The sequence below is a fragment of the Dyella sp. SG562 genome, from assembly GCF_011759495.1.
Classification (GTDB): domain Bacteria; phylum Pseudomonadota; class Gammaproteobacteria; order Xanthomonadales; family Rhodanobacteraceae; genus Dyella_D; species Dyella_D marensis.
This window is the reverse complement of the sequence record NZ_JAAOYS010000002.1, coordinates 579,114-603,455: the sequence shown is the minus strand read 5'-3', so window position 1 is coordinate 603,455 and position 24,342 is coordinate 579,114. Positions and strand designations below refer to the sequence as shown.

Here is a 24,342-nt window from a genome sequence, read left to right as displayed (position 1 = left end):
GGGTGAGGGGGCGGGCGGAGCGGCGAAGCGGCACCGGTAAGCAAGCCCCGCCCTGTCGATCCGTCTTGGCGAGCCCCGGCCCCTCATCTGCCTGCCGGCATCTTCTCCCCGGAGGGGCGAAGAGTTCGGACTTGGGGACTGAGGCAAGGCGCGAAATTTTACGCGTTCTATACGCCCCACCCCCAATCCACTACCCCTTTCTTATACCGGCATTTCGACAATACCCGCCGTTGCATTGCCGGTACCCACGTTCGCCATGGACGCTCTCTATCTGCTGTTCTCCTTCGTGCTCTTCGCCGCCACGATCGGCTTCCTGCTGATCTGCGACCGGCTGGGCCGAGGCCGCTGATCGCACCCTTCGCGGAAATCCCCCCATGACTTTCTTCTACGCCGTGGCCGCCGTGATCGCGGTGGCCCTGCTCGGCTACCTGTGCGTGGCCCTGCTCAAGCCGGAGTGGTTCGAATGACCACCAATGACTTTATCCAGATCGCGGTGTTCCTCGTGGTCTTGCTGCTGCTGATCAAGCCGGTCGGCAGCTATATGGCGCAGGTCTTCGGCGATCAGCCCAACCGGGTGACGCGCTTCGGCGCGCCGGTGGAACGGCTGCTGTATCGCCTGTCCGGCATCCGCGCCGAGGAAGACATGGGCTGGCGCCGCTATGCCATCGCCATGCTGGTGTTCAACATGCTCGGCCTGCTGGCCGTGTACCTGTTGCAGCGCGTGCAGCAATGGCTGCCGCTGAACCCGCAGCACTTTGCCGCGGTGTCGCCGGATTCGGCCATGAACACCGCCATCAGCTTTGCCAGCAACACCAACTGGCAGGGCTACGGCGGCGAAAGCACCATGAGCTACCTGACCCAGATGCTGGGCCTGGCCGTGCAGAACTTCCTGTCGGCGGCCACCGGCATCGCGGTGCTGGTTGCCGTGGTGCGCGGCTTCTCGCGGCGCAGCTCGCTGTCGATCGGCAATTTCTGGGTGGATATGACGCGCAGCACGCTGTACATCCTGCTGCCGTTCTCGCTGATCCTCAGCCTGCTGCTGGTGTCGCAGGGCGTGGTGCAGAACCTCAAGCCTTATGTCGACGTGCCGCTGACCCAGCACATCACCCAGGTCGAGCAGCTCAAGGATGCCGACGGCAACCCGCTGAAGGACGCCAAGGGCAATCCGCTCACGAAGGAATCGCCGGCCACGGTGCAGACCTTGCCGATGGGTCCGGCCGCCTCGCAGATCGCGATCAAGCAGCTGGGCACCAATGGCGGCGGTTTCTTCAATGCCAACTCGGCGCATCCGTTCGAGAACCCGACGCCATTCGCCAACTTCCTGGAGATGCTGGCGATCTTCATCATCCCCGGCGGCCTGTGCTACAGCTTCGGCGTGCTGGTCGGCGACCGCCGCCAGGGCTGGGCGATCCTGGCCACCATGCTGCTGATCTTCGTGCCGCTGGCGATCGGCGCGGTGGCCGCCGAGCAGGCCGGCAACCCGGCGCTGCATGGGCTGGCGGTCGACCAGCAGGCCAGCACGCTGCAGTCCGGCGGCAATATGGAAGGCAAGGAAACGCGCTTCGGCATCGCCGCCAGCGGCCTGTTCACCGCCATCACCACGGCCGCCTCCTGCGGCGCGGTGAACAACGCGCACGACTCGCTCACGCCGCTGGGCGGCCTGGTGCCGATGTGGCTGATGCAGCTGGGCGAGGTGATCTTCGGCGGCGTGGGCTCGGGCCTGTACGGCATGCTCGCCTTCGCGGTGGTGGCGGTGTTCATCGCCGGCCTGATGGTGGGCCGCACGCCGGAATACCTGGGCAAGAAGATCGAAGCGCACGAGATGAAGATGGCCAGCCTGGCCGTGCTGATTCCCTGCGCGCTGGTGGTGGTGGGTACGGCGGTCGCGGTGATGGCGCCGGCCGGCGTGGCGGGCGTCGCCAACCCGGGCGCGCATGGCTTCAGCGAAATCCTGTATGCGGTGACCTCCGCGTCCAACAACAACGGCAGCGCGTTCGGCGGCCTTTCCGCCAACACCCCGTTCTGGAACGTGCTGACCGGCCTGTGCATGTTCATCGCCCGCTTCCCGCTGGCCATCGCGATGCTGGCCATGGCCGGCTCGCTGGCCGCCAAGCGCCACGTGCCGCCCTCGGCCGGCACCCTGCCCACGCATACGCCGCTGTTCGTCACCCTGCTGGCCTGCGTGGTGATCGTGGTGGGCGCGCTGACCTTCCTGCCTGCGCTGGCGCTCGGCCCGATTGCCGAGTTCCTGATGTCGGCTCATTGATTCATAGGGATACCGTTCGATGACTTCGCACGCTCAATCTGTGCACGTCCAAGCGGCGCGCTCGTTCGACCGCGATCTGATCCTCAAGGCCGTCGCCGACTCGTTCCGCAAGCTGTCGCCGCGCCAGCAGTTCCGCAACCCGGTGATGTTCGTGGTGTTCGTGTGCAGCGTGCTCACCACCCTGCTGTGGGGCCAGGCGCTGGCCGGCCATGGCGAGGCGCCCACCGGCTTTATCTTCTGGGTGTCGCTGTGGCTGTGGTTCACCCTGTTGTTCGCCAACTTCGCCGAGGCGCTGGCCGAAGGCCGCGGCAAGGCGCAGGCCGCCGCGCTGCGCGGCTCGCGCAAGGACGTGATCGCCAAGAAGCTGGCCGCGCCGCAGCGCGATGCCACGGTGAGCTTCCTGCCGTCGAGCGAGCTGCGCACCGGCGACTACGTGCTGGTCGATGCCGGCGAGCAGCTGCCGGGCGACGGCGAGGTGGTGCTGGGCGCCGCCAGCGTGGACGAGAGCGCGATCACCGGCGAGTCCGCGCCGGTGATCCGCGAATCCGGCGGCGACCGCAGCGCGGTCACCGGCGGCACGCGGGTGCTGTCCGACTGGCTGGTCGTGCGCATCACCGCCAACCCGGGCGAGAGCTTCCTCGACCGCATGATCGCGATGGTGGAAGGCGCCGCGCGGCGCAAGACGCCGAACGAGATCGCGCTGACCATCATGCTGGCCAAGTTCACCCTGATCTTCCTGCTGGCCTGCGCCACCTTGCTGCCGTATTCGATCTACAGCGTACAGGCCAGCGGCCACGGCAACCCGATCACCCTCACCGTGCTGATCGCCCTGCTGGTGTGCCTGATCCCGACCACGATCGGCGCCCTGCTCTCGGCCATCGGCATCGCCGGCATGGACCGCATGATCCGCGCCAACGTGATCGCCACCTCCGGCCGCGCGGTGGAAGCGGCGGGCGACGTCGACGTGCTGCTGCTGGACAAGACCGGCACCATCACCCTGGGCAACCGCCAGGCGGTGGCCTTCATGCCGGCGCCGGGCGTGGAGGAATCGATCCTGGCCGACGCCGCGCAGCTCGCCTCGCTGGCCGACGAAACGCCGGAAGGCCGCAGCGTGGTGGTGCTGGCGAAGGAGCGCTTCGGCCTGCGCGAGCGCCACCTCGAGGAAAGCCACGCGGTGTTCGTGCCGTTCACCGCGCAGACCCGCATGAGCGGCGTCGACGTGGGCGAGCGCCGCATCCGCAAGGGTGCACTGGACGCGGTGGAGCGCTACCTGGACGCCGCCGGCAGCCACCTGCCGCCGCTGGTCAAGCGCATGGCCGAAGACGTCGCGCGCCGCGGCGCCACGCCGCTGATCGTGGTCGAAGGAAGCACCGCGCTGGGCGTGATCGAGCTGAAGGACATCGTCAAGGGCGGCATCCGCGAGCGCTTCGCCGAAATGCGCCGGATGGGCATCAAGACCATCATGATCACCGGCGACAACCCGCTCACCGCCGCCGCCATCGCGGCCGAGGCCGGCGTGGACGACTTCCTCGCCGAAGCCACGCCGGAAGCGAAGCTGAAACTGATCCGCAAGATCCAGGCCGAGAACCGCCTGGTGGCGATGTGCGGCGACGGCACCAACGACGCGCCGGCGCTGGCCCAGGCCGACGTGGCGGTGGCGATGAACACCGGCACGCAGGCGGCCAAGGAAGCCGGCAACATGGTGGACCTGGACTCCAACCCCACCAAGCTGATCGAGGTGGTGGAGATCGGCAAGCAGATGCTGATCACGCGCGGCGCGCTGACCACGTTCTCCATCGCCAACGATATCGCCAAGTATTTCGCGATCATCCCGGCCGCCTTCGCCACCACCTATCCCGCGCTCAATGCGCTGAACGTGATGAAGCTGGCGACGCCGCAGAGCGCGATCCTGTCGGCGGTGATCTTCAACGCGCTGATCATCGTGTTCCTGATTCCGCTGGCGCTGAAAGGCGTGAAGTACCGCGCGCTGGGCGCTGGCGCGCTGCTGCGCCGCAATCTGCTGGTGTACGGGCTGGGCGGCATCGCCGTGCCGTTCATCGGCATCAAGCTGATCGACCTGTTGCTGGTACTGCTCGGCCTGGCCTGAGCGCGATCCATCACGAGGAGATGTGTTCCATGCAGACCCTGAAGCTTTCCGTGTCCCTGCCCGACGCCGACCACGACAACGTGGAACTGCGGCTGTCGGCCGACGATTCCGCCTGCGACGTGGTGATCGCGCTGCCGGCGCGCTCGCGCGACGCGCGCCGTGACGCGGCCATGACGCCCGAGCAGGACGAATATGTGCTCGGCGGCTACGCCGGCATCTGAACCATGCTCTTTTGATTCACCCACTTTCCCACACAGACAAGGCGGTCCTTGCGGACCGGTTTTCACAGGACTTTATGCAGCACAAGAAGGCACTCGCGTTTGCGCTACTGCTGGCGCTGGCACCCGCCGGCGAAGCCATGGCGGCCTCGGACCTGGGCCCCGCGCCGGGCGCGCCCGTCGCCGCCAGCAGCGACTGCTCCGCCGGGTTCTTTTCGCGCCTGGCCGCGGCCTACCGCGAAGACGCGCAGCCGGCCGATCCGAACGCGCCGGCAGCCAGGCGCCGCGGCATGGACTCGCCGTTTTCCTCGCCGCCGTTCCCGTCCGCCGAATGGCAGCTCGGCGGCGTCGAATACCCCATCGGCGTGCCGAACGAGAACGCGCAGTACCCGCTGGAGAAGGCCCTGGCCTGCACCCGCCTGGGCCACTGGATGCAGGACAACCGCATCGAGGTGTACGGCTGGATCAATCCGTCGATGAACATCAGTTCGTCCAGCCACACCAACTATCCGCTGTCCTACGCCACCCGTCCGAACCGGGTCGAGTTCAACCAGTTCCTGTTCCGCATCCAGCGCGTGCCGGACACCGTGCAGACCGACCATATCGACTGGGGTTTCCATTTCGACGACCTGTACGGCTACGACTACCACTACACGACCATGAAGGGCATCACCAGCGACCAGCTGCTGCATCACCCGCGGCCGGACAGCGCGCTCAACGGCAAGATCTACGGCAACGACCCGATGATCGCCTATGTCGACCTGTACATTCCGTGGGTGGCGCAGGGCATGGTGGTCACCGCCGGCCGCTACCTTTCGCTGCCGGACATCGAGGCGCAGTTCTCGCCCAACAACTACCTGCTGACGCATTCGATCCTGTACACCGTCGATGCCTATACCAACGTGGGCGTGCTCACCACGACCAAGTTGAACGATCAGTGGACGCTGCAGCTGGGCGTGCACGGCGGCGACGATTCGGCTCCCTGGGACAGCACCAGCAAACTCAGCGCACAGGCCTGCGTGCGGTGGGTGTCCAAGTCCAACGACGACATGCTGTATCCCTGCGTCGAGTCGTACAACCACGCCAGGCAGACCTACAACAACCTGCAGGAATTCGTGCTCACCTGGGGCCACCGCTTCTCGCCCAGCGTGCACATGCTGACCGAGACCTACCGCATCTACGTGCGCGACCAGGCACTGGCCACCGACCCTTCGCAGTCGCACGCGCCGACCGGCAAGCCGGGCTACCCGCTCGGCGAAGCGCCGGACTTTCCGCTCGGCCGCAGCGCCGCCTTCGGCATCGTCAACTATCTGAACTTCGAATTGAGCCTGAGCAACATGCTGTCGGTGCGCAACGAGTTCTACCGCGATCTGCAAGGCCAGCGCACCGGTTTCGCCACCCGCTACTCCAGCCATACCGTGGGCATGACGCACTGGGTGACGCAGGACCTGGAGATCCGCCCGGAGATCCGCTACGAGCACGCTTATGACTTCCCCGCCTATGACGGCGGGCGCAAGAACCACCAGACGACCGCCCTGGTCGACGCGATCCTGCACTACTGAGGCAAAGCGCATGAAACGCCTGATACTCAATGCCGCCGGCCTGCTCGTGCTGATGAGCGCGCTCCTCGGCCTGCTCTATCCGCTGGCCGCCACCGGCCTGGCCCAGCTGCTGTTTCCGGCGCAGGCCAACGGCAGCCTGGTCGCGAAAGATGGCAAGCCGGTCGGCTCGCGCCTGATCGGCCAGTCCTTCACGGAGCCGAAGTATTTCTGGGGACGGCCGTCGGCGACATCGCCGATGGCCAACAACGGCGCCTCGTCCACGCCGTCCAACCAGGGACCGACCAACCACGCGCTCACCGATGCCGCCAAGCAGCGCATCGATGCGCTGCGTGCTGCCGACCCGGGCAACACGGCGCCGGTGCCGGTGGAGCTGGTGACGGCGTCGGGCAGCGGGCTGGATCCGGAAATCAGCCCCGCCGCGGCCCGGTACCAGCTGCTGCGCGTGGCCAAGGCGCGCGGCCTGGACGCGGCCAGGGTGCAGCAGCTGGTGGCGCAGTACACCAGCGGGCGGCAGTTCGGCGTGCTGGGCGAGCCGCGGGTCAATGTGCTGGAACTGAACCTGGCGCTGGACCGGCTGTAGGTTGGGGTGACAACCCCGACATCGCCGCCCTGAGGCGTATCGCCCCGTTGGGGTTCGCCTGTGGCTCACCCCAACCTACAATGCGTTCACGCCTCAAGGACTGCCTGCTTCCATGTCCGACCTCTCCAGGGAACTGCGCGCCGACGCGCTGCTCGACAGCGTGCAGGAGGAGCGTCACCGCCGCCTGAAGATCTTCCTCGGCGCCGCGCCCGGCGTAGGCAAGACCTTCGCCATGCTGTCCGCGGCGCGCGAGCTGAAGCGCCAAGGCGTGGACGTGGTGATCGGGCTGGTGGAAACGCATGGCCGCGCCGAGACCGAGGCGCTGGTCGACGGCCTGGAAGTGCTGCCGCGCCGGCCGGTGGAATACCGCGGCCGCGACTTCAGCGAGTTCGACCTGGACGCCGCACTGGCGCGCAAGCCCGCGGTCATCCTGGTCGACGAGCTGGCCCATCGCAACCTGCCCGGCGGGCGGCACGAGCGGCGCTGGCAGGACATCGCCGAGCTGCTCGATGCCGGCATCGAGGTCTACACCGCGCTCAACGTGCAGCACCTGGAAAGCCTCAACGACCAGGTGCGGCGCATCACCAACGTCACCGTGCGCGAAACCGTGCCGGATGCCTTCCTGGACCGCGCGCGCGACATCGTGCTGGTCGACCTGCCGCCGCGCGAACTGATCGGGCGGCTGAAGCAGGGCAAGGTCTACGTGCCGGAAACCGCGGCCGCCGCGCTGGATGCATTCTTCTCGCCGACCAACCTGGCCGCGCTGCGCGAGCTGGCGGTGGATACCGTGGCCGGCCACGTCGACAGCGACCTGCGCGGCCATATGCTGGCGCGCGGCGGCGCCATGCCGGTGCGCCGGCGCGTGCTGGCGGCGATCGACGGCCATGGCCAGAGCGAATACCTGGTGCGCGTGGCGCGGCGCATCGCCGAGCGCCGCGGCGCGCCGTGGAGCGTGGCCTTCGTCGATACCGGCGCGGACCTGGACAGCAAGCGCCGCGAGCAGCTGGATGCCGCGATGCGCCTGGCGCGGCGCCTGGGCGGCGAAACCATCGTGCTGCGCGGCCATACGATCGCCGACGAGATTCTGGCGCATGCGGACCGCGAAGGCGTCGGCCAGATCCTGCTCGGCCGCACGCGCGAGCGCCCGCTGGCACGCATGCTCGGCCGCTCGCTGACCCAGCAGCTGCTGCGCCGCGGCGCGCATCTGGAGCTGACCATCATCGCCACGCCGACCGAGCGCGCCCAGTCGCGGCTGCGCTTGCGCATGCCGGGCGGACGCGGGCGGCGCGGCGAATACATCTACGCCACCCTCGCCGCGCTGGTCGCCTTCGTGCTGGCCTTTATCGCCGACCGTTATCTGTCGGTGGCGAACCTGGCGCTGATCTTCCTCACCGCCGTGCTGGTGGTGGCGGTACGCACGCGCATGGCGGTGGCGGTGTATGCGGCGACGCTGTGCTTCGTCGGCTACAACTTTTTCTTCGCGCCGCCGCGCTACACCTTGATGATCGCCAACTTCGACGACGTGCTGGCGGTATGCCTGTTCTTCGTCGCGGCGCTGGTGTGCAGCCGGCTGGCGACACGCTTGTCCAGCCAGGTGGAGTCGATGCGCGCGGCGCACGCGCAGGCGCGCGCCCTGCTGGCGCTGGGCCAGCGGCTGACCGCGAGCACCGACGCCAGCGGCATCCGCGACGTCGGCGCCGCGGCGCTGGCGCGCGCGCTGCGCTGCGATGCGGCGGTGCTGATGCGCGATCCCGGCCGCGTGCTGCAGGTGGCCTCGGTATCGCCGCGCGATTTCCGCCTGACCGCGCAGGACCTGGGCGCCGCCGACTGGAGCGAGAAACACGCCGAAGCCGCCGGGCGCTACACCGACACGCTCAACGCCGCGCCCTGCTGGGTGCTGCCGCTGGGCAGCGAAAGCCGCCCGCTGGGCGTCGCCGCGATGCGCTTCCCGCCCGAACAGCGCGACCTCTCGCCCGACCAGCGCAGCCTGGCCATGGCGATGGTGCAGGACATCGGCCAGGCGCTGGAGCGCGCACGCCTGGCCGAGGAACTGGAAGGCGCGCGCGTGCAGGGCGAGACCGAGCGGCTGCGCAATGCCCTGCTGTCTTCCGTCTCGCACGACCTGCGCTCGCCGCTGGCCTCGATGATCGGCTCGGCCGGCACCTTGTCCAGCTATGGCGAGCAGCTGCCGCGCGAGGAACGCCAGGAGCTGCTCGACGCCATCCTGGGCGAAGGCCAGCGCCTGGACCGCTATATCCAGAACCTGCTGGACATGACGCGGCTGGGCCACGGCACGCTCAAGCTCAATCGCGACTGGACCGACGTGGCCGAGATCGTCGCCGCCGCGGTCACCCGGCTGCACAAGCTGTTCCCGGAGCTGAAGGTGGACACCATGCTGCCGGCCGGCACGGTGCTGCTGTACGTGCATCCGGCGCTGATCGAGCAGGCGCTGTTCAATATCCTGGAGAACGCCGCGCGCTTCTCGCCGCCGGGCGAGGCGGTGCGGGTGCTGGTGCGCACGCAGGACGAAAAACTCGTTCTGGACGTGAGCGACCGCGGCCCGGGCATTCCCGAGGACGAGCGGGCGCTGATCTTCGACATGTTCTATTCGGTCTCGCGCGGCGACCGCGCGCCGCAGGGCACCGGCCTGGGGCTGGCGATCTGCCGCGGCATGATCGGCGCGCACGGCGGTTCGGTGGAGGCCTTGCCCGGCGACGGCGCGGGCACCACCATTCGCATCACCCTGCCGCTGCCGACGCCGCCCTGATGACCGCTGCCGCACCCTGCGTGCTCGTGATCGACGACGAGGCGCAGATCCGCAAGTTCCTCGACATCGGCCTGCGCGCCGAAGGTTACGAGGTGGTGCTCGCCGCCAATGCCGAGGAAGGCCTGGCCAAGGCGGCCACGCGCTCGCCCGACCTGGTGATCCTGGATATCGGCCTGCCCGACCGCGAAGGCCACGAGGTGCTGAAGGAACTGCGCCAGTGGACCCAGGTGCCGGTGCTGATGCTCTCCGTGCGCGATGCCGAGAGCGAAAAGGTGCGCGCGCTCGATGCCGGCGCCAACGACTACGTGACCAAGCCGTTCGGCATCCAGGAGCTGATGGCGCGCCTGCGCGCCCTGCTGCGCAACCGCCCGGGCGAACCGGAGCCGGCCGCGCAGCGCTACGACGACGGCCGCCTCGCCATCGACCTGGCGCGGCGCGAAGTGCAGCTCGACGGCGAGGCGCTCGCGCTCACGCGCAAGGAATACGCCGTGCTGGCCATGCTGCTGCGCCATGCGGGCCGCGTGGTGACGCAGCAGCAACTGCTGCGCGAGATCTGGGGGCCGACCCACGTGCAGGACACGCACTACCTGCGCATCGTGCTGGGCAAGCTGCGCCAGAAGCTGGGCGACGATCCGGCCGAGCCGCGCTGGCTGAAGACCGAACCCGGCGTGGGTTATCGCTTCCTCGCCGGCTGAGGCCGCGCGCAAACCCTAAGCATGGCTGACGGCGGGCTGTCCGCCGGCTGTAGCGTGCGCGCTCTCGGACAGTCGGACACCGCAGGCAGGGCAGCAGGCGATGGAGCCTCGCCGATGCCGGCATAAGAATCCTTCCATGCCGTCGCCGAACCGGCGGCCTCTCGAGTCGGGCATCGCGTTCCCGATCCGCGGTCCGGGTGCGTAACTTCGCCGCCCGCATTGCTTCCACCGCCGCAAGCACACAGGTGCATCTGCGGCCTTGCGCGGCCCGCCGGGCATGAACCCGCGCGTCGCCGACGGAGCCATAGCCATGAGCAAGCCATGCCTGCGATTGATCGTGTTCGCCACCTTGCTGGGCCTGTTCGGCCCGGTCCATGGACAGTCGGCCGCGGACCACGAAGACGACGAGCCCACCGCTTATGACGGACGGCAGATCTCCGACGAAGGGCCGGAAGCTCCCCTCGAACGCCACCAGCGCTCGCTGCTGCGCGCCGCGCTCGATCGCGATTACACCTACGTGCGCTGCTGGTACCGCAAGAACGCCAGCGACCTCGATCCGCAATCCGGCTACGAATGGGCGCGCACGGAGCAAGGCGGCTACTACAAGCTGCCCGGCTACTGGTACGACAGCTTCGCGTTCGAGTGGCGGAACATGTTCTACACCACCGTCGCGCGCGCCGAGCTGGAACGCATCTGCCGGGACACGCTGCGGCAGAGGAACCGCCCCGCCGCGCTGTTCGACCTGCATGCGGCCGACAACCGGATTTCCTTCAACTATTTGATCTGGACGAACGGCAAGAAGGATGGCGGAACGTCGATCGACCGCATCGTGAGCTTTGGCGACAGCCTGTCGGACACGATGAACCTGTACAACGGTTCGCTGTGGAAGATGCCTCATCGCAAGAGCTGGCTGCTGGGCCGTTTCAGCAACGGTCCGCTGTGGAATGAAGAAGTGGCCGCCAGGCTGGGCCTGCCCCTGTACAACTGGTCGGTAGGCGGTGCGGCGGGCGACCGCTACCTGGTGATACCCGGGCTGCGCGAGCAGGTGGCCTCCTGGACGCAGTACATGCGCTCCGCCAGGAACTACCAGCCGGCGCGGACGCTGTTCACGCTGTGGATCGGCGCCAACGACCTGATCAACTACGACCGCTCCGCCGAGAGCGTGGCGCAGCATGTCGAAGCCTCGCTGAGCGCACTGATCGCGCAAGGCGCGAAGCATCTGCTGGTGCTGAACCTGCCCGACCTCACCCTGGCCCCAGGCCTGCGCACCTCCAGCAAGAAGGCCACCGTGGCCAAGGATGTGGCCAGCTACAACCAGAAACTGAGCCTCATCGTCGCGCGCCTGCAGAAAAAGCATGCCGACGCGCGCCTGGTCCTGATGGACAGCACGCCGCTGCTCGACGAAGTGGGCGCCAACCCCGGGGGCTACGGCCTCGCCAACTTCACCGACTCCTGCCTGCAGGTCGATTACGGCAGCGCCCTGGCCTATGTCAGCAGGCAAAGCCCGCGTCCGGCATGCACGCGCGCCGAGGACTACTTCTTCTGGGACGGGCTGCATCCGACGGCAAAAGGCCAACGAATTCTCGCCGAGAAAGTCACTGCATTCTTGCTAGGAAAATTCCCTAATGAGTTATCAGCATCGATCCAATCAGATGTGTCTGATAAAGCTGCGAAGCATCCATAGACAGCTTGCGATTCGTTACTTTCGCATCTCTCCCATCGCTCAACGGTAACCGCGCTATCGATCATTTCGAAGCATCTGCATGGACAACAAGGCGTGAGCTTGATGCGGCGCAGGGGAACGAAATCTTCCGGCGCGACTCCATAGAATGTGAGCGCCCGCATCAGGCAAGAAGTACCACGCCGCATCGCGCGGCACCCGATCCGGGCCATCGGCAACTGAGAAAATTCTTAGTTACTCATCCCCATCGTTCCGCCAACTGGAGCCGCAAGCGCATGAACGAACCTCGCGCAACGCCATGCCGACGAAGCAAAGAGGAAGGACATCCGTATGTACACCGAGCTGAAAACGTCCCTTGTCAAGCGACACCATCGCGATGACCTCATCCACTCGCTGGAGACCCTGCTCGACCTGTCGCTGGTCCATGTCGACATCCAGGGCGAGGACATGGACGAGCAGCACGCACCGTCCAGGCAGTATTGCGGGCTGTTCCATATGGCGGGCGTGCATGCCTGCCAGGTACATGGCGGTTCGATCGACACGCCCATCCGGCTCGATCCCGGCGACCTGCTGATCGCCTCGTTCGACGTCCATGGGGATCTCAAGGCGATCGGCCTGCAGATCCATGGCCCCAGCCTGCTGCGCGGCCGCCTTTACTTCACCGGCGGCTGGCACCGGCAGTTCCACGAAGTGCTGCCGCCCTGGTTCGTGATCCGCCCCGGCGACGCGGGCGATGTCTACCGGCGGATTTCCAACGCGATGATCGAGGTCTCGCAGTCCAGCATCACCGGGCGCGGGGTGATCCTCAACAAGCTCGCCGAGATTCTCTTCACCATCGCGATCTGCCACTACGCGAAGCGTTCCGACGCCAACCTCGGCTTGTTCACCGCGTTTTCGGACCGGCGCATTTCCAAGGTGCTCAATGCCATCCACGAAGACCCCGGCCGCGGCTGGAGCGTGCAGACCATGGCGGCGCTGGCCTGCATGTCGCGCTCGTCCTTCACCCAGCGCTTCACCCAGCTGATGAAGATGCCGCCGGGCCAGTACATCACCTACTGGCGCATGCATCTGGCCGAGCGGCTGCTGCAGGACCCGCGGCTGTCGGTGGCCGACGTGGCCGAGCAGGTGGGTTATGCGAGCAAGGCCGCGTTCTATCGGCTGTTCAAGCGGATCCAGGGCATGTGTCCTGGAGAAATGCGCGCGGTGAGAGCGGCGGCGACCGCGAGCCAGGAGAGTTGCCAGGGTGCGCCGTGATGCGCGGTGAATGGAAGGTGGTTCGCAGATCGGCAAAGGGCCTGCGCACTTTCGTACTAGTCCGATAGCGAAGCGTGTTGCGCTGGGGCTTCAATGCGGCATCGGGCCTGAGCAGCCATAGCCGCAGGAGCAGCACGTGCGATCGGGAGCCGGTCCTACCGGGTGGGTGCGCCGGCTTTGCGTCCGGCTCGCGGTATCGCTCGTCTGCTGCTGCGCCATGGCCGATGGCATGGCGCAGTGGGCCGTGGTCGACGTGGAGCAGAACCGCATCGGCACCGAGGCCTGGGCCAAGCAATGGCTGCAGTGGGAGCAGCAGTTCGCGCAGTGGCAGCAGCAGTACTTCACCATGCTCAATGTGGTGCAGGCGGGGCCATCGTTCCTCGACGGCGCGCCGTTGCAGCATCGCGGCGAGGACGACGGCATGGCGCAGCGCTGCCCCGTGCAGGCCGGCACGCTCGCACGGCAGCAGCACGTGTTCTGCCGGATGCTGCTGCAGCTGGAGAACCGGCGCTACAACGTGCTGGTCGATCTCAACCGGCTGATCGAACGGCGCGGGCAGGAGATGCGCGCCATCCTGGCGCGGCGCATCACCCAGGCGGCCTCGGACGATCTCGGCGGGCTGAAAGCGTTCGATACCGAAGTGCAGGCCTTCCAGGCCAATCTGGGACAGGACATGCATGGCGCCAGGGCGGCGCTCGACCAGTACGCCACACTGGGGCAGGCGGTGCGCGAGCAGCAGGCGCAGCTCACCGGACAGGCGCTTGCCAGTGCTCCGGCCGACGCCGGCGGCCTTGCGGGCATGCTGATTCAGGGTGTTGCGCTGAGGCAGGCGCTCGACGCCGCCAGGCATCGATAGGCGCATGCCGATGCTCTGTGTCATGGACGACTTCATGCCCACCGGCGCCATCGCCTTCTTCGCGCCTTCCGGCGACATGGGCCACGTGGTGTTCTTCTCCGCCATCCGCGACTTCCTGCTCGACGACGACGGCCTGATCACCCAGTGGACCGCCGGCATGGCCGAACGCCTCGGCGCGCTGCTGGCGCTGCTCGCCTTGCCGCTGCTGACCACATGGATCCTGCTGCACGGCTACCGCATCGTCAGCGGACGTTCGCGCGAGCCGATGATGGGGCTGGTGATGGATGCGGGGCGCGCGGCGCTGATCGTGTTCGCCGTCACCGCGGCCAGCATGGGCAATCCCTGGATGGCGGCGCGGATCAACGAGCTCGATCAACTGATCAGCGTGCTGGTCAGCGGCGAGCAGGACATGGACGGCCAGATCCGCGCGAGCCTGGGCTGGATGCAGTTCGCGCTATCCAGCATCGACACCCTGCCCACCGGCGGCGATGCCGCCATCGCCGCCGCCAGGGAGCGCAGCCTGTGGTTCGCCGGCATCGGCACCGCCGGCCCCGTGGTGGTGGGCGGCACCTTGCTGATGCTGATGCAGATCGTGCTGCGGTTCCTGGTTGCCATGGCGCCGCTGGCGGTGATGTGCCTGTTGTTCCAGAACACGCGGCCGATCTTCCAGCGCTGGCTGCAGTACTGCGTGGGTTCGCTGTTCCGGCTTGCGGTGACGGCGGTGATGACCTCGGTGGCGCTGAAGATGGTGTGCGCGGTGGCGGCGGCGTTCTGGGCGGACCGGCTGCTCAATGCGGCGGTGCAGAGACTGAGCAACGGCGCGGTCGATCTGCATATGGCCGAAGGGGTGTCGAGCATGGCGCTGCAGCAGGGTGGGCTGGGGCTGATCATGACCTTGCTGATCGTGACGGTGCCGCAGATGACGGCGGAGTTTTTCATGGGGGCGTTGGGGCAGTTCAGTCACTACTCGGCGTTTGGCCGCAGTAGTGGAAGCCCTGCAGCATCCGGATCAAGCAGCCACCGGCACGGTCAGGATCAGGCTTCCGTGATCCAGCGCAGGCCACACGATGCAGGCAGCTCGAAGTCGCTACCCAATGTCATTCAACCACTCAGGAATCCGTCCGGCCCTCCAGGAGTTATCGCTCAGGACGTCATAAAGAAAAGTCCACGCGCGTGATGTGCCCGACCCGGCGAGCGATGGCCGCCGACGCTCCTCCGCCACGGAGAAACTGATGAGTTCTTCGCTGTTGAAGCTGCCTGTCCTGCTCTGGTCGCTATGCCTGAGTACAACGCTGCAGGCCCAGTACTGCCATTGGCGCCCCGAAGGCCCGCGTGGACCTGGCCTCTACGACTCGGGTGGAGAGCCTTGCGATGAAAACGGCAATCCCGTCAGGGCGATTCGTTATGTGAGTCGATGGGGAGCGATCGCGACCAGCAACACAACCCTCAACATGGGTGTCTCCTTTGGTGAGAGCAGCAAAGTCATGGCTGCGCAGACCGCCCTGGAACGATGCAGCAGCCCGGACTGCCAGATCGACTTCACCTACCGCGACCAATGCGTTGCCGTCGCGTGGGGTGCCACCTATTCCTCCATGAGCAGCGCCATGACCGTGGACGAAGCCTCCGCGATCTCCATGAGGCGCTGCCAGAAGAAAACCAGCGACTGCCAGATCGTCTACACCGAATGCAGTCCCGCTGAGCAGGTTCCATAACGTCCCATGCGCAGCGCATCGACAGCCACCATGCACCGCTCCCACCAGATGGGCGACACTGTATGCCCCCTGCCCCATCGGAGCCCCGCCATGCACCGCCCCCGCAGCAGCACCGCCTTCCTGTTCGATCTCGACGGCACCCTGATCGACAGCGTCTACCAGCACGTGCTGGCCTGGAAGGAAGCACTCGATGCCGAGGGCGTGGAACTGTCGGTGTGGCGCATCCATCGCAAGATCGGCATGAGCGGCGGCCTGTTCACCAATATCCTGCTGCGCGAAACGGGGCTGGAGATCACCGAGGAACGCCTGGCGCGGCTGCATCAGCGCCACGTCGAAGCGTTCAACCGCCAGCATACCCAGGGCCTGGTGCGGCCCCTGCCCGGCGCGCGCGAACTGCTCGCCTACCTCACCGAGCAGGGCTATCCCTGGGCCATCGCCACCAGCGGGCGCATGGCCACGGCGGCGCACAATATCGCGGCGCTGGGCGTGGATCCGTCCAAGGTGCCGGTGATAACCCGCGACCAGGTGCGCCACGCCAAGCCGGATCCGGATCTGTTCCTCGCCGCGGCGGAAAAACTCGGTGTGGATATCGAGCAATCGCTGGTGATCGGCGACAGCATCTGGGACATGCTGGCCGCGCAGCGCGCCCGTGCGCTCGGCGTGGGCCTGCTGTCCGGCGGCTACAGCGAGGACGAACTCGCCCGCTCCGGCGCGCTGCGCGTGTACGACGATCCCGCCGACCTGCTCAAGCACATCGACGAAGTGGCAGCGAGGCTCTGACGCGCGTGGCGAACGGCATCGATGAGGTGAGCGCGGAGCTGCGCCGGCGCGAGCCGATCTTCCATTGCGAGGAGTTCGGCCATGCGCGCGCCGACTTCGAGCGCATGACGGCAACGAGCTTCCACGAGGTCGGCGCATCGGGCCGGCGCTATGAGCGCGACTTCGTGCTCGACATGCTGGAACAGCGCCATCGCGACGGCTGGCTGCACGAGCCGTTGGAGCTGGAAGATTTCCGCTGCACGCCGATCGACGGACAGGCCTACCTGGTCACCTACACGCTGCATCAAGGAACGCGCGTTACGCGCAGGTCGACAATCTGGCGGCAAGATGGCGACGCATGGAAAATCCTCTATCACCAAGGCACCGTCGTGCTCGACGACGCCTGAGCGCCCACGCTTGTCAGGCACGATTCACCGCCGCGCCCGCTGGCGGCGTTAGGCTGAACCCTCGGAGTTTTCGGGGTAGCTGTCATGCGTCGACTCGTCTTTCTGCCTCTGGCCGTGCTCGTGGCCGCCTGTTCCTCGCCGCAAGCGCCGCAGCCGGACAACCAGCCCAAGCCGCAGGCCTCCGCAGCGACACCGGCCAACGCGTCGCTGGGTTCGCACGAGTGGTATCAGTGGGTGGACCAGCGGCTGGCCATCAGCGATGGCGACGGACATGGTCCCGACGGCGGTTCGGACGAATGGAACAACGCCGTGCAGCGCAAGCTGGGCGAGGAAGCGCCGCAATCCCAGCCCGGTTCTCCGCAGTGGCAGCAGGCAGTGGACGCGCTGCTGCGCACGCGGGCGCAGTAGCAAGCAACTTCACGCTCTTCGCTCGTCATCCCGGCGCCGGCCGGGATGACGAGCAAAAAGCTCCGAGGCGTTACGCGAAATTCAGGCGATGTCGCCACTGGATCCCGGCCTGCGCCGGGATGACGAGCAAAGAGCTTCGAGGCATTACGCGAAAATCAGGCGATGTCGCCATGCCCACCCGGCCTGCGCCGGGATGACGAGCTAACGCACCCGCCGCATGCGTACCCAGGTGAAGTGCTGCTCCGCCCCGCCCGGCGTGCGATGCGTTTCGCGCGTGCTTTCCACCAGCTCGTAATCCGCGCCGAACGCGGCATGCAATTCGGCCGCGCGGTAGCGCGCCACCGGCAGGCCGCTGCAGCGTTCCGGGCCGTCTTCGGCGAACGTGGCCATTACCACCTGCGTGCCCACCTGCGAGGCGCGGTGCAGCGCCTCGAGATAGCGGCGCCGGTCGTCGGCCTTCACCAGGAAATGGAACACCGCGCGGTCGTGCCACAACGCATAGCGCTTCAACGGCGCGAAGGCGAGCACGTCGCCGGCGATCCAGTCGACCTGGCTGGCACGCTCGGCCAAGCGTTCGCGCGAAGTGGCCAACGCGCTGTCCGACAGATCCATCACGGCCAGGTCCGCATAGCCTTCGTGCAGCAGGTGATCGACCAGCGACGAAGCGCCGCCGCCCACGTCGATGACGGGAGCGCCCTTGACCACGCCGGCATGTTCGATCAAGGCCAGGGACATGACCGGCCGCGCCTGGTACCAGCTCACCGTGTCGGCGCCCTTGCTCCGGTACACCTCGTCCCAGCGCGAGCCGCGGTCGCTCATGCGTCGATCAACCCGGCGCGAGCAGCGCGTCGAGGTCTTCCTGGTCGAAGCTGAGCCGCTCGCGCGTGCCGCCGCCTTCCAGCACCGCCTCGGCCAGCTCGGCCTTGCGCGCCTTCAGTTCCTCGATGCGTTCCTCCACCGTATTGGAGGTGATCAGGCGGAACACGAACACCGGCTTGTCCTGGCCGATGCGGTGCGCGCGGTCGCTGGCCTGCGCCTCGGCGGCGGGGTTCCACCACGGGTCGTAGTGGATGACGGTGTCGGCGGCGGTAAGGTTGAGGCCCACCCCGCCGGCCTTCAGCGACAGCAGGAACAGCGGCACGTCGCCTTCCTGGAACTGGCGCACCGGTTCGGCGCGGTCGCGCGTCTCGCCGGTGAGCATCACGTAGTGGATGCGGCGGCGGTCCAGCTCGCCGGCGATCAGCCGCAGCATTTCGGTGAACTGCGAGAACAGCAGCACCTTGCGGCCTTCGGCCAGCAGCGCGGGCAGCATGTCCATCAGCAGGTCGAACTTGGCCGAATCGCGCACGCCGCGCGCGGCCTCGAGCTTGACCAGGCGCGGATCGCAGCACACCTGGCGCAGCTTCAGCAGCGCGTCGAGCACCACGATGCCGCTGTGCTGGATGCCGCGCTGCGCGATCACCTCGCGCAATTCCTCGGCCAGCGACAGCCGCAGGCTTTCGTACAGTTCGCGCTGGCGGCCTTCCAGCACCACGCGGCGGGTGATCTCGGTCTTCGGCGGCAGTTCGGAGGCCACCTGCGACTTGGTCCGGCGCAGGATGAACGGGGCCAGGCGGCGGTTGAGGCGGTCCTGGCATTCGGTGTCGTGCTGCTTTTCGATCGGCACGCGGTAGTGGCGGCGGAACGCGCCCTCGTCGCCGAGCAGGCCGGGCACGGCCAGGTCCACTTGCGACCACAGTTCGCCGAGGTGATTTTCCAGCGGCGTGCCGGTCAGGCAGATGCAGCGCGGCGCGCGCAGGCTCAGCACCGCGCGGCGCGCCTGCGTGCGCGGGTTCTTCACCTGCTGCGCCTCGTCCAGCACGATCAGCGCGAACGGCTGCTTGCGCAGCGCCACCACGTCGCGCGGCAGCAGCGCGTAGCTGGTCAGCACGATGTCCTGCGCGCCCAGCTGCGAGAAATCGCCGCCGCGCTGCGGACCATGCAGGGCCAGCACCTTGAGCGCCGGTGCGAAGCGCGCGATCTCCGCCTGCCAGTTCGGAATCAGGCTGGTCGGCACCACGATCAGCGCCGGCTGGGTCAGCGCGCCGCGTTCTTTCAGCGCCAGCAGATGGGTGACCAGCTGCAGGGTCTTGCCCAGGCCCATGTCGTCGGCGAGCACGCCGCCGACGCCGGCCTCGGCCAGCGCATTGAGCCAGCGCAGGCCTTCGCGCTGGTACGGGCGCAGCTCCACCGTGAGGCCTTCGGGCACCGCGTCGCTGGCGCGCTCGGCGGCGTCGCGCAGGCGCGCGGTGAAGCCGCGCAGCTGCTCCGGTGCTTCCAGGGCGGCGCCGACCGGCAGCGCCTCGACGATTTCTTCCAGGCGGCCGGCCTGCACGCGCGGCAGATGCAGCTTCTTGCGCGGCTTTTCCAGGTATTCGGCCAGCGGCGCCAGCAGGCCGCGCAGTTCCTTCAGGCGCACCGGCACGCGGCGGCGTTCGTCCACCGGCGCGTACCACACGGCGTCTTCCGGCTCGTTCGGCGCGGGGCTGAGATTGAGCGTGTGCTCGGCCAGCGCCTGCGCCACCGCGGGCAGCAGGTTGTGCCGCTTGCCTTCCAGCTCGATGCCGATTTCCAGGTCGAAGGCGTGGTCGTCGGCGTCTTCCACCGCATTGCCGTACCACTGCACGGGGCCTTCCAGCACCTCGAACGGGAAGCTGGGCGCGTACTCGAGCAGGAAGCCTTCCGCCTCCAGCTTGGGCCGCAGCGCCAGCCAGCGCGCGGGCGTGTTCACTTCGAGCGCGCCGGCATAGCCCTTGCCGGGGAACAGCCAGGCGTCTTCCGGCAGCGTGTCGGCGAGATCCCAGGGCAGGCCTTCGGTGTCCACGCCGGGAGTGAGGCCGGCGCGTTCGAGCTGCTCCATCGCGGTGAGTTCTTCCGCGCGGCGGCGGGTGATCTCCACCAGGGTGCCGTGGCGCACGCGGCGCACCAGCGGCTCGCCGCCGCGGCCGGGCAGGCGTTCGCCGGCGTAGTCGAAGGCCAGCCGCGCATAGGCCAGCGGCGGCGTGCCGGCGGCCAGACGCGCATGGCGGGTGAGTGCGTGCAGGATCAGCACCGGGCGCGGCGCCAGTTCCGCGCGGCGCAGTTCGTCGAACACCTGCGGCGCCGGTACGCGATGGGCGACGCGGCTGCCGGGCAGCGCGTCGCGCAGGGTGGCGCTGTCCTCGTGCTTCAGCGCCGGCAGATCCAGCCACAGGGTTTCCCCGGCCGGCGCTTCCAGGTGGCCTAGCTCCGCGCGCTCGGCGTCGAGGTACCAGAGGCCGTCGATGCGCACCAGGCGCTGGTTGGCCGGCAGCGCGGGGAGCAGCTTCTGGCTGCCGTCCTTTTCCAGATGCCAATGCCAGTTGAGCAGATGCCCCTTGCCGCGCGACAGGCGTAGTCCGGCCAGGCCGCCGAGGAAGCACGGCGCGGTGTCCAGCACTTCGGCCAGCAAGGTGTCGCCGACGTGACCGGCCAGGCGCGCATAGCTGCGGCTCTTGCGCACGGTCTGCGGCAGGCCCAGCACGGTGGCGGCGAGGCGCTGCTCGGGTGGTTCCAGCGGCAGGTTGGCCAGATGGCGGCTGTCCAGCGGCGCGGGGCGCGCGAAGCGGCCCTGCTCGGCCACGGTCAGCAGGACCGGCGCCAGTTCCAGGCGCACGTAGGGCGCGCCTTCTTCCGGAATGGCGTCGAGGAAGAAACCCAGCACGCCACGCTCGGCGGCGGCCGCGGCGGCGCTTTCGTCCAGCAGGCGGCGCCAGACGGCGGGCAGCGGCTCCGCGTGCTCCTCATGGTGCGGAGGAACCGGTTCGGCGAGGCGTTTCTCGTCGGGTTGCTGCATGCGCGTGCGGTCCGCCGGGAAGACCAAAAGACCGAGCTTAGCAAGGCCGATGTGCAGATGCGCGCCTTCACGCCCGATTTTTTCTGCGGGCGTGAACGCGATGCATGGAAAGGGTCAAGCGACCCCGAAAAGTCCCTGCGGATATTCCGGCTTCTGCTCGCGCGACATCAGCGCACGCACGCCTTCCACCGGCGTCACCTCGCCGTGCAGCACGGCGCGCACGCCGCCGCTGATCGGCAGGTCCAGGCCATGCTTGGCCGCGAGGCGGGCCACTTCGTCGGCGGTCACCACGCTTTCCACCACCTGGCCGATCTGGCGCACGGCTTCGTCGATGGCGATGCCGCGGCCGAGCGCCAGGCCCAGGCGGCGGTTGCGCGAGAGATCGCCGGTGCAGGTCAGCACCAGGTCGCCCAGGCCCGACAGGCCCATGAGCGTTTCCGGACGGGCGCCGAGCGCGACGCCCAGGCGCAGCATCTCGTTCATGCCGCGGGTGATCAGGCCGGCGCGGGCGTTCAGGCCCAGGTCCATGCCGTCGGCCACGCCGGTGGCCACCGCCAGCACGTTCTTCATGGCGCCGCCCAGCTCCGCGCCGAGCACGTCGCCGCCGGAATAGGCGCGGAAATTCGGCGCATGCAGCATGGAGGCGAGCTGCTGCGCGAAGGCTTCGTCGTCGGAATGCACGGTGACCGCGCTGGGCAGCCCCAGGGCGACTTCCTTGGCGAACGAGGGGCCGGTGATCACCGCCGCGGCGCGGCCGGGCAGTTTCTCGTCGACCAGCTCGTGCAGGAAGCGGCCGGTGCCGGGCTCGAAGCCCTTGGTGGCCCAGGCCACGCCGGCGCCGGCGTCGAGCAGGGGCGCCAGTTCGTCCAGCATGGAGGCGAAGGCGTGGCTGGGCACCACGATCAGTACGATCCCGGCGCCGCGCACCGCGGCGGCCAGGTCGCTTTCGTAGCGCAGTTCCGCGGGCAGCTGGATGTCCGGCAGGTAGCGCCGGTTCTGCCCGCTCTCGGCCATGGCCGCCAGCGCCGCGGCGTCCCGGCCCCACAAACGGGTCGGCACGCCATTGCGCGCGGTGAGGGCGGCGAGCGCCGTCCCCCACGAGCCGGCTCCCAGGACCGCCAGGGTCGGACGTTCAGCCATGGAAGCGGCTCAGCTGTTGAGGACCGGAGCCTCGTCGCCGCCGGCGCTGCGGCGCTGCTGCTCGGCGTAGAGCGCGTCGAAGTTGATCGGCTGCAGCAGGAACGGCGGGAAGCCGCCCTCCATCACCAGCGAGGAGATCACCTGGCGGGCGTAGGGGAACAGCAGGTTCGGGCAGTAGCTGCCGATGATGCCGGCGTGGTCCGCCTCGCTGAAGCCCGACACGCCGAACACGCCGGCCTGCTTCACTTCCGCCAGGTACGCGGTGCGCTCGCCCAGGGTGCAGGTCAGGGTGAGGCTGAGCACCACTTCGTACAGGTCGTTGCCCAGTTCCGTGGCCTGCTGGCCCAGGTTGAGCTGGACCTGCGGCTGCTGGTCGGTCTCGCCGATCTCCTGGAAGATGTGCGGAGCGTTGGGCGCCTCGAACGACACATCCTTGACGTAGATCTTCTGCAGCACCAGCTGCGGCTGGCCGGCCTGGCCGTTGGCGTTGACGTCTGCCATCTGTGAAACCCCTCGATCTGGATTACGGAAAAGGACAAAGAGGCCGATTGTTCCATACATCCCGGCAGGCCGCCATGCGAACTATCCGGACTTTCGGACCGCCTCCCAAGCCCTGGAACTGCTTAAAGATTGCGCAAGCCCCCGGGTTTCTGAGAGAATTCCCGGCTCGGCCATGCCGGCCCGGCCTTACGGGCACGTCCGCGACGCGATGCGGACCTCACGGCAGCCCCCGGAAAGCAGCACCCTCCAGCATCGCGTGGCGCATGGCGCCGCTGGGCCGATGTCGCCCTGGCCAACGGGCGGTCTACAGAATCCACGGAGGTCATCATGGCCCGTATTTGCCAAGTCACCGGAAAGGGTGTGCAGACTGGTAACAACGTCTCGCATGCCAACAACAAGACCCGTCGCCGCTGGTTGCCGAACCTGCACGAGCGCCGCTTCTGGGTCGCCAGCGAGAACCGCTGGGTGAAACTGCGCGTCTCCAACCAGGCGCTGCGCACCATCGACAAGAAGGGCATCGAGGCCGTGATCGCCGACCTGCGTGCCCGCGGCGAGAAGATCTGAGGAGCCCTAAGCCATGTCCAAGAGCAAGAGCGACAAGATCCGCCTGATCTCCTCCGCCGGCACCGGCCACTTCTACACCACGCAGAAGAACAAGAAGAACACCCCGGACAAGTTCGAGTTCAAGAAGTACGATCCGGTGGTCCGCAAGCACGTGATCTACAAGGAAGGCAAGATCAAGTGACCCGCGCCTAGCGGGTCATCCCGGCGAAGGCCGGGATCCATGCCTTATGAAAAACCCGCCCATGTGGCGGGTTTTTTTTCGCCTTGCGGAGCCTCTTTTTGTCTGAATTTCGGCCGCAACGCTGGCTTGAGGTCAGGCCTGGCGAATAGCCTGGGCAAGCCATAGGGAATCAGCTGACTGCTTGTTGCGGCTTTGGGACATGCCCTAAACTTGACTTGTGCAATAACATGCACAAGTCAAAGAAAGCATCAAAGCCACCGGCAAGACAGGAGAACCCTATGCGAGTCGTCAGTTTTTCCGACGCCCGTAACAACCTCAAAGAGGTACTGGATACCGTGGCAAGCGACTGCTCCATCACCATCATCCATCGCCGCGATCACGAAGACGCCGTCGTCATGTCCCTGGCGGACTACAACTCGATGGCGGACACCGTGCACCTGCTCAGCAACAAAGCCAACCGCGATCACCTCGCCAGGTCCATCGCTCAGTTCAAGGCGGGCAAGGCCAGGAAGCGCACGCTGATCGAGGAGTAGCAAAGGAGCGCGCTTGATGGCACGAAGTATCAAGTTCACGGACGAAGCCTGGAAGGACTACCAGGACTGGGCCGAAGACAAGAAAACCCTGAAGAAGATACATGCCCTCATCAAGGAGGCGCAGAGGGCTCCGAACGACGGCCTGGGCGATCCTCACCCTTTGAGCGGCGACCTGGCCGGCTTCTGGTCCCGATCCATCAACAAGAAGGATCGCCTGGTCTACGCCTTCGATGGCGAGTGCATCTTCATCATCAGCTGCAAGTTCCACTACGGCGATCACTGACATCGGAGCGCGGGA

Annotated in this window: 24 protein-coding genes; 20 read left to right on the top strand and 4 right to left on the bottom strand. The window is 67.4% G+C overall.

Features of this window, described 5'->3' with window-relative positions; genetic code table 11:
• Positions 1 to 374: 374 nt before the first annotated feature.
• The 16 genes from kdpF to FHW84_RS06135 all read left to right on the top strand — a co-directional run bounded on the left by kdpF (position 375) and on the right by FHW84_RS06135 (position 17,272).
• The gene (gene kdpF, locus FHW84_RS06210; protein WP_081805176.1) at positions 375 to 467 is read left to right on the top strand and encodes a K(+)-transporting ATPase subunit F; all 93 of its coding nucleotides are present in this window, start codon (positions 375 to 377) and stop codon (positions 465 to 467) included.
• Entirely contained in the window at positions 464 to 2,266 is a 1,803-nt protein-coding gene (kdpA, locus tag FHW84_RS06205; protein WP_167253463.1) for a potassium-transporting ATPase subunit KdpA, read from the top strand. Before kdpF ends, kdpA begins: the two co-directional genes overlap by 4 nt.
• Before the next feature lie 19 nt (positions 2,267 to 2,285).
• Positions 2,286 to 4,373, top strand: a complete 2,088-nt coding sequence (gene kdpB, locus FHW84_RS06200; protein ID WP_167253461.1) for a potassium-transporting ATPase subunit KdpB — start codon at positions 2,286 to 2,288, stop codon at positions 4,371 to 4,373.
• A 29-nt stretch (positions 4,374 to 4,402) separates the two neighbouring features.
• Entirely contained in the window at positions 4,403 to 4,594 is a 192-nt protein-coding gene (locus tag FHW84_RS06195) for a hypothetical protein (protein ID WP_167253459.1), read from the top strand.
• A gap of 74 nt (positions 4,595 to 4,668) precedes the next feature.
• On the top strand, positions 4,669 to 6,153 hold the full coding sequence (locus tag FHW84_RS06190; RefSeq protein ID WP_167253457.1) for an outer membrane beta-barrel protein: 1,485 nt from the start codon (positions 4,669 to 4,671) through the stop codon (positions 6,151 to 6,153).
• A 10-nt stretch (positions 6,154 to 6,163) separates the two neighbouring features.
• Complete coding sequence (gene kdpC, locus FHW84_RS06185) at positions 6,164 to 6,733, top strand: potassium-transporting ATPase subunit KdpC (protein WP_167253455.1); 570 nt, start codon at positions 6,164 to 6,166, stop codon at positions 6,731 to 6,733.
• Between the two features lie 112 nt (positions 6,734 to 6,845).
• Positions 6,846 to 9,500 carry a sensor histidine kinase KdpD gene (locus tag FHW84_RS06180; protein ID WP_167253453.1) on the top strand — a complete coding sequence of 885 codons (2,655 nt, stop codon included), beginning with the start codon at positions 6,846 to 6,848 and terminating at the stop codon, positions 9,498 to 9,500.
• The gene (locus FHW84_RS06175) at positions 9,500 to 10,195 is read left to right on the top strand and encodes a response regulator (RefSeq protein WP_167253451.1); all 696 of its coding nucleotides are present in this window, start codon (positions 9,500 to 9,502) and stop codon (positions 10,193 to 10,195) included. The genes FHW84_RS06180 and FHW84_RS06175 overlap by 1 nt, the downstream gene beginning before the upstream one ends.
• A 310-nt stretch (positions 10,196 to 10,505) precedes the next feature.
• Positions 10,506 to 11,879 carry an SGNH/GDSL hydrolase family protein gene (locus FHW84_RS06170; protein ID WP_167253449.1) on the top strand — a complete coding sequence of 458 codons (1,374 nt, stop codon included), beginning with the start codon at positions 10,506 to 10,508 and terminating at the stop codon, positions 11,877 to 11,879.
• Between the two features lie 327 nt (positions 11,880 to 12,206).
• Positions 12,207 to 13,130: an AraC family transcriptional regulator gene (locus tag FHW84_RS06165; RefSeq protein ID WP_167253447.1), complete on the top strand. Its 924-nt coding sequence runs from the start codon at positions 12,207 to 12,209 to the stop codon at positions 13,128 to 13,130.
• A 217-nt stretch (positions 13,131 to 13,347) separates the two neighbouring features.
• A complete protein-coding gene (locus FHW84_RS06160; RefSeq protein WP_167253445.1) occupies positions 13,348 to 13,986 on the top strand; it encodes a hypothetical protein in 639 nt (212 codons plus the stop codon).
• Between the two features lie 4 nt (positions 13,987 to 13,990).
• On the top strand, positions 13,991 to 15,163 hold the full coding sequence (locus FHW84_RS06155) for a type IV secretion system protein (RefSeq protein WP_167253443.1): 1,173 nt from the start codon (positions 13,991 to 13,993) through the stop codon (positions 15,161 to 15,163).
• A 55-nt stretch (positions 15,164 to 15,218) separates the two neighbouring features.
• Positions 15,219 to 15,698 carry a DUF4189 domain-containing protein gene (locus tag FHW84_RS06150; RefSeq protein ID WP_167253441.1) on the top strand — a complete coding sequence of 160 codons (480 nt, stop codon included), beginning with the start codon at positions 15,219 to 15,221 and terminating at the stop codon, positions 15,696 to 15,698.
• A gap of 90 nt (positions 15,699 to 15,788) precedes the next feature.
• Positions 15,789 to 16,478 (top strand): HAD family hydrolase, encoded by a 690-nt coding sequence (locus tag FHW84_RS06145; protein ID WP_167253439.1) that lies wholly within the window; start codon positions 15,789 to 15,791, stop codon positions 16,476 to 16,478.
• Positions 16,479 to 16,483: 5 nt separating this feature from the next.
• Positions 16,484 to 16,864 carry a DUF4440 domain-containing protein gene (locus FHW84_RS06140; protein ID WP_343203566.1) on the top strand — a complete coding sequence of 127 codons (381 nt, stop codon included), beginning with the start codon at positions 16,484 to 16,486 and terminating at the stop codon, positions 16,862 to 16,864.
• 84 nt (positions 16,865 to 16,948) lie between these two features.
• The gene (locus tag FHW84_RS06135) at positions 16,949 to 17,272 is read left to right on the top strand and encodes a hypothetical protein (RefSeq protein ID WP_167253437.1); all 324 of its coding nucleotides are present in this window, start codon (positions 16,949 to 16,951) and stop codon (positions 17,270 to 17,272) included.
• Positions 17,273 to 17,473: 201 nt separating this feature from the next.
• Here FHW84_RS06135 and FHW84_RS06130 read toward each other — a convergent pair whose 3' ends face one another.
• The 4 genes from FHW84_RS06130 to secB all read right to left on the bottom strand — a co-directional run bounded on the left by FHW84_RS06130 (position 17,474) and on the right by secB (position 22,766).
• Positions 17,474 to 18,091 (bottom strand): class I SAM-dependent methyltransferase, encoded by a 618-nt coding sequence (locus FHW84_RS06130; protein ID WP_167253435.1) that lies wholly within the window; start codon positions 18,089 to 18,091, stop codon positions 17,474 to 17,476.
• 7 nt (positions 18,092 to 18,098) lie between these two features.
• The gene (locus tag FHW84_RS06125; RefSeq protein ID WP_167253433.1) at positions 18,099 to 21,125 is read right to left on the bottom strand and encodes a DEAD/DEAH box helicase; all 3,027 of its coding nucleotides are present in this window, start codon (positions 21,123 to 21,125) and stop codon (positions 18,099 to 18,101) included.
• A gap of 114 nt (positions 21,126 to 21,239) precedes the next feature.
• Positions 21,240 to 22,265, bottom strand: a complete 1,026-nt coding sequence (locus tag FHW84_RS06120) for an NAD(P)H-dependent glycerol-3-phosphate dehydrogenase (RefSeq protein ID WP_167253431.1) — start codon at positions 22,263 to 22,265, stop codon at positions 21,240 to 21,242.
• A gap of 9 nt (positions 22,266 to 22,274) precedes the next feature.
• Complete coding sequence (gene secB / locus FHW84_RS06115; protein ID WP_167253429.1) at positions 22,275 to 22,766, bottom strand: protein-export chaperone SecB; 492 nt, start codon at positions 22,764 to 22,766, stop codon at positions 22,275 to 22,277.
• A 327-nt stretch (positions 22,767 to 23,093) separates the two neighbouring features.
• On the opposite strand from secB, the gene rpmB reads away from it, so the two are divergent.
• The 4 genes from rpmB to FHW84_RS06095 all read left to right on the top strand — a co-directional run bounded on the left by rpmB (position 23,094) and on the right by FHW84_RS06095 (position 24,327).
• Positions 23,094 to 23,330, top strand: a complete 237-nt coding sequence (gene rpmB, locus FHW84_RS06110; protein WP_167253427.1) for a 50S ribosomal protein L28 — start codon at positions 23,094 to 23,096, stop codon at positions 23,328 to 23,330.
• 13 nt (positions 23,331 to 23,343) lie between these two features.
• Positions 23,344 to 23,511, top strand: a complete 168-nt coding sequence (gene rpmG / locus FHW84_RS06105; RefSeq protein ID WP_026635435.1) for a 50S ribosomal protein L33 — start codon at positions 23,344 to 23,346, stop codon at positions 23,509 to 23,511.
• Positions 23,512 to 23,789: 278 nt separating this feature from the next.
• Positions 23,790 to 24,044 carry a type II toxin-antitoxin system prevent-host-death family antitoxin gene (locus FHW84_RS06100; RefSeq protein WP_167253425.1) on the top strand — a complete coding sequence of 85 codons (255 nt, stop codon included), beginning with the start codon at positions 23,790 to 23,792 and terminating at the stop codon, positions 24,042 to 24,044.
• Positions 24,045 to 24,060: 16 nt separating this feature from the next.
• Positions 24,061 to 24,327: a Txe/YoeB family addiction module toxin gene (locus FHW84_RS06095; protein ID WP_167253423.1), complete on the top strand. Its 267-nt coding sequence runs from the start codon at positions 24,061 to 24,063 to the stop codon at positions 24,325 to 24,327.
• Positions 24,328 to 24,342 lie beyond the last annotated feature (15 nt).